A 14,175-nucleotide genomic window follows, 5' to 3' on the forward strand; every position below is an offset into this window, starting at 1 on the left:
AAAGATCAGATTGACGCATCAGACAGAGGAGATCCTGACCCCGCACATTCTAAGGGATTCGGGTATCTCCTGACTTTGGGGAGGTAACAGCGATGATACAGAACATTACGTACGATGAACTCATTTTAAGAATCATTATTTTATTAAGAGATGGCAAACGCAAAGAATTTAAAAACATTATGGAAGAACTTCAGCCATATGATATGGCCTATTTATTTAAAGAACTTCCGGAAAAACACCGCGGCCGTTTCCTCAGCTTTTTAACAATCGATGATGTGACGGAAATGATGGGTGAGCTTGAGCGCGAATACCAAGAAATTGTGCTTGAAAAAGTAGGAAAAGACAAAGCCACCTTCGTCACAAACAAAATGGATAACGATGACCTAGCCAACTTGTTTGATGAAATGGATGATGAGCTGAAAGATCAGCTTTTATCAAACATGGAGGCAGAGGAATCAAAGGCCGTCCAGCTTCTCATGAATTATCCTGCTGAGACAGCAGGCCGGATCATGACCAACCGGTACGTATGGATTCCTCAGCACTATACGGTTCAGGACGCAGTTGTAAAGCTGAAAAGCTTTGCTGAAATTGCAGAATCGATCAACTATTTATATGTCATTAATGATCAAAAGCAGCTTGTAGGGGTTCTGTCGTACCGGGATCTCATTTTAGGTGAACCAGATGAAAAAGTGCAGGATCTTATGTTTACAAGAGTCATTGCCGTTGGAGCCTTTCAGGATCAGGAGGAAATCGCAAAGCTGATTGAACGGTATGATTTTCTTGCCATTCCTGTTGTAGAAGAGAACAATGTCCTGGTCGGAATCGTCACAGTCGATGATATCATTGATGTCGTCATTCAAGAGGCAGGAGAAGACTATGAAAAGTTCGCTGCCTCTGGTAAAGATATTACGTTCGACACGCCCGCTTTTGTGGCAGCATACCGGCGTCTCCCGTGGCTCATTTTGCTCTTATTCATTGGGCTGATTTCAGGCAGTATTTTAAATTACTTTGAAGATACCCTTCAGCAAGTCGTCGCCTTAGCCTTCTTCATGCCAATGATTGCCGGAATGACAGGGAATACAGGCACACAGTCGCTTGCGGTCGTCATTAGAGGACTTTCAAAAGAAGAATTAACGAAAAAAACCATTATGCGCCTGATTTTTAGAGAGCTCCGAACAAGTATTTACATTGGGATTGTCTGTTCCATCATTATTACAGTCGTCGCAATGGTGTGGCAGGGCAATATGATTTTAGGGTTTGTTGTTGGTTCATCACTGCTTGCCACACTGATTATTGGAACGATGGCAGGTACGATCGTGCCTATTATTTTACACAGATTAAACGTGGACCCTGCGATTGCATCTGGGCCGCTCATTACAACATTGAACGATATTTTATCACTGCTCATCTATTTTGGTATTGCGACAGCTTTCCTTCATACACTCATGTAGCAAAAAGACTGTAAAACATGACGTTTTACAGTCTCAGCGCGCCGACAAACCCTTGCATTCGTTGTCAGTTCTTGCGTGCCGGTGCTCACGAATGTTCAATTCGCTCCGCTCCGGTACTCGTCCTTCCTAGACTTCAAAGGTTTTCAGATCGCGCTGAAAGGTAGACAAAGGACTAAAATAAACATCATTTTAGCCCCTTGTCCACAATCTAAGACTGTAAAACATGACGTTTTACAGTCTTTTTTTGTATAAAGATTGCATATAGCGCTTCCATCCTTTACATTTTAAGGAGAAGGTGGGAGAGAAACATGAAGAAATTCTTATTCGTTTTGATATGTATGTTTTTGCTGAGTGCATGTCAAAGGGAGGACGAGGGGAAAGACCGAAGGCTAGTGGCTGCAGAGCATATGCTTGAAGCCATCACCGAAGGAAATAAAAGAAAAATGGAAGACATCTACGTCGAAGGCGCAGTCCCGAGCCCAGATGACATTCTGAAACTGAAAAAAGAATGGGGCATAGACACGCTTTCTTATGAGGATTTTCAATTGGAAGAAGCCAGCATTCATGTATTTCATGCGAATTATGAAGAAGCAAAAACCGGGAAGAAAAAGGCACTTGCCCTGCGGGTGAAAGAAGATCCTGAAAGAGGTGGCGTGCTGATTGACTTTGTAGGGGTTGTAGAAGGTACTGAAGCTTCCTCTAAATAAAAAGAATCGTTCAAAAGAGCGATTCTTTTTTTGTTTAACGATTTTTATACCGAAAGTGTGCGTTAATCTGGCCTTCCAGCATTTTTTTCTTAAATTGTCCGCTTTTTAGCGCTTGTTCTTTTTTCTTCATGTCTTTTAAAATTTCAGCTGTCTGCACACCGTCTTCTCGTTTATTGGCGATGTCCATCAAACGTTCAACATCTGCAAAAGAATATTTCCGTGTGCCTCTTGTTGACCGCTGGGGGTAAATGAGTTTACGTTCCTCATAATATCGGATTTGCCTGACGGAAAGCCCTGTTAGCTCACTGACAATCCCGATTGAAATGACTTTTTTATCTTTATAAGATACATCTTCCTGCGTCATATACTCACCCCTGCAAGTCTTTTCTTCATATTATATAGAACGAGAAGGAAAAAAACCTATCGTTTGTTAGAAAATATAACACAAAAACGAAAAAAATGAAAAAACCATGGAAGGAAAGATAACAGGGAGTGTGCAATACATCTTACGGCGGCATATAATCATGGTGAGTTGACATAGGAGGAGGAGCATATGATGGAGCAAGCACAGATCATTCGTATGGCAAAAGAAATCATCGCATTAGATGTGAAGAGGGATGAATTGCTTGAGCAATTCATGCAGGCTGCAGGTCAGAATGCACATGCGCTTCTAAGAGCCATGCAAAATGATTTGTATAAGAAGTCTTCATAAGCACCCGATCCAAATCACTTGATAGGAGGGATAATCGGTGCGGCGTATATTAAAAGAAGCTTTAGCAAAGGAAAGACATTATTATACGAAGCAGCTATGTTCATTAGGGGTTTACAGCCCTGATGCGGCCAAGGACATGACAATTAGTGACTTAAAAAAAGAGTATCATTTCTTTTTCAACAAAACAGAGCGCTATTTGTAAAAATCCCTTGAAATGTGCGTATGTCACATAAAGGGTTCTTTTTTTGTGTTTAATATTATAGCAATATTGAATTTTGTAGAAATTTGGCGAATGAAGTGTAAGAAACCATAGATTCTTTACAGATTTTGTTAAAGTGTGTCGCATCTTGATGGTTTGCTGAAAAAGCTTTTTTTCGAGATGATTGTGAAAAATAAGAAGGATTTTAAAAGTTTATATCGAAACCTTATACATAACACGAATGGAGTCACTTATGTGGTTGAAAGGGTTTTCAAAAACGTACTTCTATTTTTTACGAAAGGCTCCAACTGCACCGCAAGACAGCCTTGAAGTTAAAAAAATATTATAAGAGGTAGATATGTGATGAGACTATCGTTTAATGAAGAAGAAGTAGAACGCTCAATGACGCTTTACAAGGTTTTTGCAAGAGCATTTAAAAGCGTTTCAGAACACAGTATTAGAGACAGCAAAGAGCATGGATTCAATCCAACTGAATTTGCCGTTCTTGAATTACTGTACACAAGAGGTGCTCAAAAGCTTCAGCAAATCGGCTCAAGACTCCTGCTTGTCAGCGGGAATGTGACGTACGTAATTGACAAATTAGAACGAAATGGTTTCATTGAAAGAGAACAGGACCCCAAGGATAAACGGTCTGTTTATGCCCATTTAACGGAAAAAGGGCGAAGCTATCTTGACAAGATTTATCCGATCCACTCTCTTCGGATTGCGCGTGCATTCTCTGGTCTGACGCGTGAAGAGCAAGAGCAATTGATTAGTCTATTGAAAAAAGCAGGTATTCACAGTCAGCATTTATTATTTAGATAAAACGAAAAGGTGCCAATGATGGCACCTTTTTTATGTGTCAAGCAGCGCCGGATAGGCGATGAATTTTTCAATATCGCTTGCTGGCAGCGGCTTGGCATAATAAAACCCTTGCAGGTCGTCACAGCCCTGGGCAGATAATAGCTGAGCCTGTGCAAATGTTTCAACACCTTCTGCTATCACTTCGAGAGATAATTGATGTCCCATCGCTATAATAGCCCCTGTAATCTGTTCAGACTTTGAATCACTTAAAATATCCTCTATAAAGGATTTATCAATTTTCAGTCGATGAATCGGTAAATCCTTTAAATAGCTTAATGAGCTGTGGCCTGTACCGAAATCATCAATACTAATGCGGACGCCAAGCTGTTTCAGCGACGTTAACACCTGTTTTGATTGCTTGATATTGTCCATTGTCATACTTTCTGTGACTTCAAGCTCCAAGAGTGACGGTTTCAGATCGTATTTTTTCAGTGTCAGCTTGATCAAATCAATTAAGTCTTCAGAATTGAATTGTTTCGCAGATAAATTGACAGCCACAGGAATCTTCAGCCCATCGTCATACCACATTTTTGCCTGCTTGCCAGCCGTATCAATGACCCATCTGCCAATATCAATGATCAGACCTGATTCCTCTGCCAGCTCAATAAAAGCCTCAGGTGACTTTAAGGAACCATCTGGTGCCTTCATTCTCAAAAGGGCTTCAACCCCAGTCATTTTTCTTGTTTTGGCACTGACTTGCGGCTGGTAGTGAAGGACAAATTGTTCTCTTTGAATGGCATCCCTTAGCTCCAGCTCCCGGTTTAACCTGTCCTCACTCAATCTTTCCATGGATTCGGTAAAGAATTCATAACGGCTTTGCTTATGTTTTTTGGATAAATACATGGCCATATCGGCTTTTCTCATCAGCTCCATCCCGTTTTTTCCATTTTGCGGAGAGATAGCGATTCCAATGCTGATCGATGTAATGAGCTGATGGTTCTGGATGAAAAAAGGACGTTCAAATTGATGGATGATATTTTTAGAAAATTGTTCGATTTTATGTGTATCATGATCCATGTGGGGAAAGATCATTAAAAATTCATCACCGCCAAGTCTTGCGATAAAGCCATTGTCCGGTAAACATTGCGTTAGTCTGTTTGCGGCAGCTTTCAGCAGTAAGTCTCCTATGTTATGACCAAGTGCATCATTAATAATTTTAAAACGATTTAAGTCCAGAAACAGAACCGCTGTTGATGTTTTTGACTTTTCTTGAGCGGAGAGAACATCATTTAAATGATTGATGCCGTGGCGGCGGTTAGGAAGCTCTGTTAGTGCATCATAATGTGCCATCACATGAATTTCTTTTTCTGCAATCCGCTGCTGCGTTAAATCTTTTAAAACAAGATAAATGCTGTCGAGTGAATTGTTCACATGAACAGGTATGTAAGTGACATGATAATAATAAAAACGATCTGCTGTTTTCAGTTCTGCTTCGCGTGTGATGGCCTTTTTTGACTGAGAAATAAATTCTTCCCACAACTCAGTCGGCATCACATATTGGCTGACATCATCACCAATCTTAGAATTGCACAACTCTAAGATTTGTTTACCAGAGTCATTTGCAGAAAGAACCTTTTGATCGACAGATAACACGATAATGCCGTCTATATTATGTTTGATGAGCGATTGAAACCGCTGTTCATTTTCTTTCAGCTGATCTGACTGCGTCATGATCCGGTGATCAATATAGGCACCAAAGATCATCAGCGTTTGAACAATAAGTGTCATCAATCCGATGAAAATCGACAGACTGAATGGCGACATTTCAAGATAGCCGCCTGCAGCAGCCTGTCCATTTGAATGATAAAACATGGTAGAGGCAGCCATACCAGTATAATGCATGCCTGCTATAGCACCGCCCATCAACATTGAACCAAGGCTCTTTAAAAGATAATTCTTCCGTTTACTTTTCATGTGCTCAACACGAAAGAAGAGCTTCAATGAAAAGTAGGAGGCAATGGCAGCGATGAAAAATGAAAGAAAAAAGAGGACTGGATCATAGCTGATTGAGACATTGGCCATTGATTCCATTCCAAGATAATGCATGCTGCAAATAGCTGTACCCATGGTGATTGAACTAATGAACAGCCGTCTTCTAGAGACCTGCTTTTGAATGCATATTGAAAAAGCAATCAAGGATCCGATAAATGAGGCCAAAATCGATAAAATCAGTAAGGACGTATCATATGTAATGCCAACACGCATTTGAAATGCCATCATGCCAATAAAATGCATCGACCATATCCCCATTCCCATGATCATTGCACCAATGAGCAGCCATACCTTTTTCTTTGCACCGCTTGACTGTGCTACCCTGCTGGCTATATGAAGAGCTGAGTAGGAGGCGACAGCGGCGACAGCGATTGACAGAAAGACAAGCCATCCATTGTAGCTTCCTGTTAAATGGGTCATGTAAGAAAACCTCCTGTATCTTAAAACAGACATATACTTAATATATCGGATCGAATGGCTTCTGTGTTCACCTTTCCTTCACTTAAATAAAACAATCAACGTTTTTTTCATCCTTCTTTTATAGTAAAATCAAATTTAATGTAAAAAAACGATGAAAAGTGAATCGTTTCTTCGGTTTTATTCGTTTAATATATGGTGTGATTCTAAAAGAGATAGAATCAGTCAAATGATTATGTGTGAAAGGGATTGATAAACATCGAAGATTTTATTATTTCATTAGCTGATGCCTTTAAGAACTTGTCATACTTTGGCATCTTCCTCGCATTATGCATTGAATTTGTACCTGCTGAAGTGGTTTTGCCTCTTGCGGGTTACTGGGTCTCAGAAGGGGACATGGCCTTTATCGGTGTTGTGGCGGCCGGCTCCATTGGCGGCGTGGCTGGCCCGTTGACCTTGTACTGGTTAGGACGTTACGGCGGCAGACCCTTTTTAAATAAATATGGAAAGTACTTTTTTATAAAACCTGAGTCACTTGATAAATCGGATGCTTTCTTTGAAAAGCATGGCGGATTGGTCGCATTCAGCGGCCGGTTTATACCAGGAGTCAGAACACTGATCTCCATCCCGTGCGGTATTGCTAAGATGAATGTGTGGGTCTTTTGCCTGTATACGTTTTTGGCGATTACACCAATTACGTTTGTATATGTGTATCTTGGGTTTATGCTTGGGGAGAACTGGAAAGAGGTTGGCGCTATGTTAGATCCTTATCTTTTACCAATTGGGATCGGTGTTGTGTTATTGTTTGTTCTGTACCTATTTATAAAACGAAGAAAAAGAAAAACAGAAACGCCAACTGCCTAATCAATGGATCGAACAGAAAGTCACCTGTTGACAATTCAGTGTCTATTGATTAAGATATAAGTAATCTAAATATTCTAAATCCCGCCAAAGGGGAGTAGCGTCCGGTTTTTACCGGAAACAAAGTCGTCATTACATGGACTGATGTTCATCGGCTTTGTTGGCATGATTCTACATATCACATGTCTAGCAAGACCTTTGCCATTACAGGCAAAGGTCTTTTTTGCATTCATAAGCCTTTGTCTGTTGTGGGACAATAGATAAAAACAAGGAGGAATGATGATGGATGCAGCCATTATTTTAGAGTACGGGTGGGTTCTGCTCGTACTGATTGGATTAGAAGGGATTTTAGCAGCTGATAACGCGCTGGTCATGGCCGTGATGGTCAAACACCTTCCTGAAAAACAAAGAAAAAAGGCACTGTTTTACGGACTTGCAGGAGCATTTATTATGCGATTTGGTTCTCTGTTTCTTATTTCGTTTTTAGTGGATGTGTGGCAAGTTCAAGCCATTGGTGCCATTTATCTTCTTTATATTTCCATTCACCATATTTTAAAATCGCACGTATTTAAGAAAAAGGAAACAGATACAAACATGAAACAAAGCGGCTTCTGGGCAACAGTCGTGAAAGTAGAGCTTGCCGACATTGCTTTTGCTGTAGATTCCATTTTAGCGGCAGTCGCTTTAGCTGTGACACTGCCAAAAACAAGTCTTCCGCAAATCGGTGGACTCGATGGCGGTCAATTTATTGTTATTCTATTAGGCGGTATCATTGGTCTTGTTATTATGCGATTTGCAGCAACGGTCTTTGTGAAACTGCTCAAAACAAGACCGAGCCTAGAAACAGCAGCATTTGTCATTGTCGGATGGGTGGGTGTGAAGCTCACGCTTTATACACTGTCACATCCAGCCATCGGGGTCGTATCGTCTCATTTTATCCATTCAGCATTATGGAAAGTCATTTTCTGGACAGTGCTTCTCGCAATTGCAGCATTTGGCTGGTTTTTATCAAGTCCATCAAGAAAAGGCGGGCAGGAAAACGAGGAGAAACAAGAGGCACGCCTGGGAGAGTAGGTTTTTTGAAAGAAATATCATTTCATTTTCATAACACGTATATTACAAATAAGGGGGAGATACCCCCTTATTTCTTTGCTTTTAGACGAAACATTGTAAAGTAGATGGTGACATACATGTCATAATTGAGTAACAGGAAATGAATTCCTCATTTCTTCCTTTGCGCTTCCCTCATAAATTAGCTATCATAAATGAGTAATATAGGGAGAACTGAGGTGAAACCATTGCTTAGCCTTTTGTTTAAAAAAGGAAAGAAAAAGCAAACATTAGAGCAGTCGGCTATCAGTATTCAACAAGGTGATATCGAACTGCAAAATGCATTAATAGAGCAATACAAACCATTTGTCGCTAAGACGGTTTCATCCGTTTGTAAACGATATATAGATGAAAAAGATGATGAATTCAGCATAGGCTTAATAGCCTTTAATGAAGCGATAGAAAAATACTCTGCCGAAAAAGGAAACTCACTGCTTGCTTTCGCAGAATTAATTATTAAAAGAAAAGTGATTGACTATATTCGAAAAGAAGCAAGAAATGCGCCAACGGTTCAAATGGACCTGCAAGAAAGTGAGAATGGCGAATACTCTCAAAGCATGATTGAAGCAGAGCTCTCTGCAAATGAATATAGGCGTTTAATTGAACAAGAACATAGAAGAGAAGAGATTGAACATTTTAAAGAACGATTGAAAGTTTACGGTCTCACGTTTCAAGAGCTGCTTGAGCATTCACCAAAGCATGCAGATGCCAGACAAAATGCCATTAAAGTAGCCCATACACTCGTTGAACACGATGAGCTGAGAACCATTTTATTTCAGAAAAAACAATTGCCTGTCAAACAGCTGGAAAAGCTAGTGGAAGTCAGCCGCAAAACGATTGAGAGAAATAGAAAATATATCATTGCGATGGCGATCATTATGACAGGTGATTATGTGTATTTGAAAGATTACCTTAAAGGGGTGCTTAATTCATGAGAAGAGGCATTATAGTAGAGAAAAACAAAAAATATGTCACGCTGCTGACCCCTGATGGACAATTTCTGCGGACAAAATATGAAGAGCAAAACTATGAAATCGGCCAAGAAGTGACTTTTCCGAATGAATCACGTCTCGAAAGAAAAAGAGCCGGTTTTTTTGACCTGCTTCGTTTACGTCCGTTAAATGCAGGAATCCTATCAATAGCAGCGATTATTGTCGTGATTTTTACTATGATGCCATCTTTCTCAAGTCAAAAAGCATATGCGTATATGACAATTGACATTAATCCAAGCTTTGAGCTGAAGCTTGATCACAATTATCAAGTGATCGGTGTCACACCGCTGAATAAAGATGCAAAGCAAGTACTGGCGAGTATGAAGGATTTAGAAAAAAACGACATGACCAAAGTCGTGCAGGAAATTATAGATGACTGTGACAAAAAAGGATATGTGAACAATTCTAAAAGTATTTATATTTCAACCGTTTATGAAAACAAGCAGGACAATACATATAAAACAAACGTAAAAAGCAAAATTAACACCATTTCTGGTGAATATCAAAAACGCAATTATAAGCTGGAAACTGTGGAAAGTGACCTGGAAACAAGAGAAAAAGCTCAAAAGGCAGGCATTTCAACAGGAACATATATTAGAAATCAAGAAATGCAAAATAAAGAACATGAAGACATCAAAAAGGATGAAGACGCAGCAGAGAACGATGCTGTGAAGGAAGAAGATCCTAAGAAACATGAAGAAGAACAAGCAGATAAAGACAATCAAGAAGACGTAAAGACAGACGATAGCGAAGAGATGCAGCCAGATCAAGAGGCTCCTGAAGCTGAGCACAAAGAGCAGAAGGAGGCAGAGAGGGAAGAGCAAGGATCTGTTCAAAAGCCTCAAAAACCTGATAATGAAAGCAAAGACAGCAACATAAAGGAAGAAAAGGATCATTCTTTCGATAAAGAGCAAAAAAAAAATCACTCAACTGATCCTGATGAAAGAAGACACTGGAACGGTACATCACGTGGTGATGCAGAAAAACACGCAAAAAAAAACGGCAGGGATCAGAACCATCCATCCGCTGAACAAAAAAGAGAACATGCAAAGCAAAAAGGGAAAGGTGCACCGTTTCCTTATCGCGAGAACCGGCATGAGCACACATATCAACAATAAAAAAACGCCAGAATAGCTCCGGCGTATTTCACCATGTCATGATTTAGATTGATTACCCATTTGTGATTGAGCCTGTTGAACGAGTCTTTTTGTGATTTCACCGCCAACAGAACCGTTTGCACGTGAAACTGTATCTGAACCGAGAGTGACGCCAAATTCTTGAGCGATCTCGTATTTAAATTGATCTAAAGCTTGTTCTACTCCAGGAACAAGAAGTTGATTTCGATTTGCCATGTTCGTATTCCTCCTTTCACCTCATGTTTGTTGCGCCTTCTTATTTTGAAAAAAAAGCCGTACAATTATGCTGGCAATTGCTGTACAAAAAACCGAGATGATGAAGGTCACCTCGGTTCTTATTTATCCCTTATTCAGCTGCAGCGTATTATACATCATTTCTTGAGCTGTACTTTGCAAATGAGAAGTAAATACAGAGAAGACGGTAGAACTGATAATCCCTTTAATCAAATTCCATTGGCTCTTCGTCAATTCTGTAAACTCGTCATGAAGCTTGTCTGTCTGCTCCTCGGTTATTTCTCGTAAATTTGTTTCCTTTAATGGAAATTGTGTATGGTGATAAATAAAATCAAGGACGTGCGCATATGCTTCATAAAAACGGATTGGACTAATAATATCATCTGTTCGATCTGTGATGGTGTTAAATAAGGCAGATAAGATCATACGTATGGTATCGAAGTCAAAAACTGATTTTAAATCCCTGACAATTAATAAAATAACGACCTGATCAATAGAGTACTTTTTGCCAAGCTCTGGATGGCCAATCATATCTTTAATATCACGTTTGATCCAATTTTGGATCGCCGTCGATTTAAGAGAAGTCAGCTCACACAAGTTGCCAAGCTCAACAATTTCATTTGTAGAAAGACCATGCTCTGATTTTTGCTTCCGCCGTTCAAGCTTCTCAAAAAAAGACGGGATCTTTAATTCATCATAGTCATGATCCTTGCCATTTTTTACAGATAGTTTCAAAAGCTGAAGCGGAGTCAGATCTCCCTCTCCTTTTAGAGAATACAGAAGTCTTGTCATGTCAATTCTCGTTAATTTAAAAGTAACCATGTTCCACCTCATTTGTACGTCAAAACGTGATTATTGATCTAATTCAACATCATAGTCTCTTTTTGATGAAAATGCAAAATAAACTCAAAATCAGACCTGTGCGTCACAATTTGTTCACTTTTCTGCTGGGGCAAATGTCGTAAATATTGATGTGACGGGGCTTTAGCCGTTATGATAAACAAAGAAAGTGATTCCTTTTTCCTTGCAATTTGAGACGTTTATTTTTATAATTTTATTAATAAGTTCATTTGAACTTAATATGACAGCGGAGGTTATGTATGGGTAAGAGAATATTTCTGTTTATATTAACGAACATTCTTGTTATCACTACGATTGGTATTGTACTGTCGGTTATTAGTGCAGCAACTGGTGTTGGTTCTTATATAGGAGCAGACGGAAGACTTGATATCCTTTATCTTCTTGTATTCAGTGCAGTTGTTGGTTTTGTTGGCTCGTTTATGTCACTTGCAATGTCTCGCTGGATGGCAAAAATGATGATGGGTGTACGCGTGTTAAATCCAGAAAAGGATTCATTAACATATGATGAGCAGCAGCTAGTTGACCGCGTGCACAGACTATCAAGAGCAGCAGGCCTTTCTAAAATGCCTGAGGTTGGTATTTATCAATCATCTGAAGTAAATGCTTTTGCAACAGGTCCTTCTAAGAGAAGATCACTTGTTGCGGTATCAACTGGATTGCTTCAGGAAATGGATGATGCAGCAGTTGAAGGTGTAATCGCCCACGAAGTCGCTCACGTTGCAAATGGTGACATGGTGACCATGACGCTGCTTCAAGGAATCGTCAACACGTTTGTTGTGTTCCTTTCAAGAATTGCGGCATGGATCGCTAGCCGTTTTGTTTCACGCGAAGAGCTTGTGCCGATTGTTCATTTTATCGCTGTGATTGTTTTCCAAATCATTTTCTCTATCCTAGGAAGCCTTGTCGTGTTTGCATATTCTAGACACCGTGAATTCCATGCAGACCGCGGCGGAGCCGACCTTGCAGGTAAAGATAAAATGATTCATGCGCTTCGTTCACTTGAGGCGTACACGTCAAGAATCAAAGATGATGATCAAACAGCAGTCGCTACACTTAAAATCAGCGGTAAACGAAAAGCTTCTCTTTTCTCAACACACCCTGATTTAAACGAAAGAATCAGAAGACTAGAAGCAAAATAAGAAAGAGGAAAAAGACATTCTTTTACAGGATGTCTTTTCTTTTTGATGAAAAAGAAAATAAAGCATAAAATAGCTTTAAAATCATGTCTCTTTTCATTAAAATGATAAAGGTATTCGAAAAGATAGATAAAAGAAGGAATGACAATGAATCCTATAAAAAAGCTAATTGACCGGCTGTCAGCTTTTCAGTTGATTGCCCTTTATTATTTTCTTGCTGTGACCGTGTCGTTTATTCTTCTCAGCCTGCCAGTGGCTCATCAAGAGGGAGTCAAATGGACATTCATTGATGCCTTGTTTACAGCGGTGAGTGCTGTAAGTGTTACAGGACTGACTGTTGTCGACACCTCACAAACATTTAGTGTGGCAGGGATGTGGATCCTTGCATTTGTTCTGCAAATCGGAGGCATCGGCATTATGACGCTCGGTACCTTCGTATGGCTAGTTATGCGAAAAAGAATTGGAATTAAAGAAAGAAAGCTTATCATGGCAGATCAAAACCAAAGCAATTTATCTGGAATTGTGAAACTAATGAAGCAGGTCTTATATTTAATTTTGCTGATTGAGTTTGTCGGCGGGCTGATTTTAAGCATGTATTTTCTCAAGTATTACGATGTGCAAGGCGCTTTCTTACATGGCTTCTTCTCAAGTATTAGTGCGACAACCAATGGGGGCTTCGATATTACAGGGAGTTCTCTTATTCCTTACAAAGATGATTATTTCGTCCAGTTTATTACGATGCTGCTGATCATCTTTGGAGCGATTGGTTTTCCTGTGCTCGTGGAAGTGAAGGATTATTTGTTCAATCAGGACCGAAAGCACGCATCATTCTCATTGTTTACAAAAATCACAACGCTCACGTTCGGCGGCCTTGTCGTTGTTGGAGCGATTGGAATATATGCACTTGAAGCCGGGTTTAGCTTTGTAGGGAAAAGCTGGCACGAAATCTTGTTCTATTCTTTGTTTCAATCGACTGCAACAAGAAGCGGGGGGCTGACAACGTTAGATATTACGCAGCTGACGGAACCGACGCTTTTATTTTTATGTATGCTCATGTTTATCGGGGCTTCCCCAAGCTCTGTGGGGGGCGGCATTCGGACAACTACGTTTGCTCTTAATTTACTTGCCTTGTTTCATTTTGCTAGGGGAAATAAATCCATCAAAATCTTCAAGAGAGAGCTTCATCAAGCGGATATTAATAAATCTCTTATGGTAACCATGATGGCCTTTATTTTGGTCTTTGGTGCTACGTTCCTGTTATCCTTAACAGAGCATAATACACTTCTTGAAAATTTATTTGAAGTCTGCTCTGCTTTCGGAACAACGGGGCTGTCGCTTGGGATCACCTCAGATCTCACTGTGTTTGGTAAATGTATCATCATGGTTGTCATGTTTATTGGCCGGATCGGTATTCCAAGCTTTTTATATTTAATAGGCCGAAGAGAAAGCGAAGCAAATTATCATTATCCGAAAGAGCGCGTCATTATTGGCTAAACAGCATTC

General features: G+C 39.9%; 14 protein-coding genes, 1 pseudogene and 1 riboswitch. Of the genes and pseudogenes, 11 read left to right on the forward strand and 4 right to left on the reverse strand.

Features of this window, described 5'->3' with window-relative positions; genetic code table 11:
* Positions 1–92: 92 nt before the first annotated feature.
* Both mgtE and MHB66_RS06295 read left to right on the forward strand, forming a co-directional pair.
* On the forward strand, positions 93–1,451 hold the full coding sequence (mgtE, locus tag MHB66_RS06290; RefSeq protein WP_024424654.1) for a magnesium transporter: 1,359 nt from the start codon (positions 93–95) through the stop codon (positions 1,449–1,451).
* A 308-nt stretch (positions 1,452–1,759) separates the two neighbouring features.
* The gene (locus MHB66_RS06295) at positions 1,760–2,158 is read left to right on the forward strand and encodes a membrane lipoprotein lipid attachment site-containing protein (protein ID WP_046310741.1); all 399 of its coding nucleotides are present in this window, start codon (positions 1,760–1,762) and stop codon (positions 2,156–2,158) included.
* A 34-nt stretch (positions 2,159–2,192) separates the two neighbouring features.
* On the opposite strand, the gene MHB66_RS06300 is transcribed toward MHB66_RS06295, so the two are convergent.
* Entirely contained in the window at positions 2,193–2,522 is a 330-nt protein-coding gene (locus tag MHB66_RS06300; protein WP_024424656.1) for a MerR family transcriptional regulator, read from the reverse strand.
* A gap of 192 nt (positions 2,523–2,714) precedes the next feature.
* On the opposite strand from MHB66_RS06300, the gene MHB66_RS06305 reads away from it, so the two are divergent.
* The 3 genes from MHB66_RS06305 (at position 2,715) to MHB66_RS06315 (ending at position 3,894) form a co-directional block, all read left to right on the forward strand.
* Positions 2,715–2,870, forward strand: coding sequence for a hypothetical protein (locus tag MHB66_RS06305; RefSeq protein ID WP_087975683.1), 156 nt, complete (start codon positions 2,715–2,717; stop codon positions 2,868–2,870).
* 37 nt (positions 2,871–2,907) lie between these two features.
* A complete protein-coding gene (locus MHB66_RS06310) occupies positions 2,908–3,072 on the forward strand; it encodes a stress protein (protein ID WP_034281517.1) in 165 nt (54 codons plus the stop codon).
* Between the two features lie 357 nt (positions 3,073–3,429).
* Positions 3,430–3,894, forward strand: coding sequence for a MarR family transcriptional regulator (locus tag MHB66_RS06315; RefSeq protein WP_087975546.1), 465 nt, complete (start codon positions 3,430–3,432; stop codon positions 3,892–3,894).
* A 30-nt stretch (positions 3,895–3,924) separates the two neighbouring features.
* Here MHB66_RS06315 and MHB66_RS06320 read toward each other — a convergent pair whose 3' ends face one another.
* The gene (locus MHB66_RS06320) at positions 3,925–6,345 is read right to left on the reverse strand and encodes an EAL domain-containing protein (RefSeq protein WP_046310744.1); all 2,421 of its coding nucleotides are present in this window, start codon (positions 6,343–6,345) and stop codon (positions 3,925–3,927) included.
* 246 nt (positions 6,346–6,591) lie between these two features.
* Between MHB66_RS06320 and MHB66_RS06325 the strand changes: the two genes are divergently transcribed.
* The 4 genes and pseudogenes from MHB66_RS06325 to MHB66_RS06340 all read left to right on the forward strand — a co-directional run bounded on the left by MHB66_RS06325 (position 6,592) and on the right by MHB66_RS06340 (position 10,423).
* Positions 6,592–7,206 (forward strand): DedA family protein, encoded by a 615-nt coding sequence (locus tag MHB66_RS06325; RefSeq protein ID WP_034281519.1) that lies wholly within the window; start codon positions 6,592–6,594, stop codon positions 7,204–7,206.
* A 77-nt stretch (positions 7,207–7,283) separates the two neighbouring features.
* Positions 7,284–7,390: riboswitch (yybP-ykoY riboswitch) on the forward strand.
* Positions 7,386–8,277 (forward strand): annotated as a pseudogene (locus MHB66_RS06330) (TerC family protein). (Overlaps the previous riboswitch by 5 nt.)
* 215 nt (positions 8,278–8,492) lie before the next feature.
* Positions 8,493–9,248, forward strand: coding sequence for an RNA polymerase sigma factor SigI (gene sigI, locus MHB66_RS06335; RefSeq protein WP_003210952.1), 756 nt, complete (start codon positions 8,493–8,495; stop codon positions 9,246–9,248).
* Positions 9,245–10,423: an anti-sigma factor domain-containing protein gene (locus MHB66_RS06340; protein WP_046310746.1), complete on the forward strand. Its 1,179-nt coding sequence runs from the start codon at positions 9,245–9,247 to the stop codon at positions 10,421–10,423. Before sigI ends, MHB66_RS06340 begins: the two co-directional genes overlap by 4 nt.
* 36 nt (positions 10,424–10,459) lie before the next feature.
* Here MHB66_RS06340 and MHB66_RS06345 read toward each other — a convergent pair whose 3' ends face one another.
* Positions 10,460–10,657 carry an alpha/beta-type small acid-soluble spore protein gene (locus MHB66_RS06345; RefSeq protein ID WP_034281522.1) on the reverse strand — a complete coding sequence of 66 codons (198 nt, stop codon included), beginning with the start codon at positions 10,655–10,657 and terminating at the stop codon, positions 10,460–10,462.
* A gap of 123 nt (positions 10,658–10,780) precedes the next feature.
* Positions 10,781–11,497, reverse strand: a complete 717-nt coding sequence (locus MHB66_RS06350) for a DUF1836 domain-containing protein (protein WP_025092320.1) — start codon at positions 11,495–11,497, stop codon at positions 10,781–10,783.
* A gap of 278 nt (positions 11,498–11,775) precedes the next feature.
* Here MHB66_RS06350 and htpX point away from each other — a divergent pair, with 278 nt between their 5' ends.
* Positions 11,776–12,675: a protease HtpX gene (gene htpX / locus MHB66_RS06355; RefSeq protein ID WP_034281524.1), complete on the forward strand. Its 900-nt coding sequence runs from the start codon at positions 11,776–11,778 to the stop codon at positions 12,673–12,675.
* A gap of 144 nt (positions 12,676–12,819) precedes the next feature.
* The gene (locus MHB66_RS06360) at positions 12,820–14,166 is read left to right on the forward strand and encodes a TrkH family potassium uptake protein (protein WP_080701186.1); all 1,347 of its coding nucleotides are present in this window, start codon (positions 12,820–12,822) and stop codon (positions 14,164–14,166) included.
* The last annotated feature ends 9 nt before the right edge of the window (positions 14,167–14,175 follow it).

The sequence above is a fragment of the Bacillus sp. FSL L8-0167 genome (assembly GCF_038630295.1).
Classification (GTDB): domain Bacteria; phylum Bacillota; class Bacilli; order Bacillales; family Bacillaceae; genus Bacillus; species Bacillus safensis.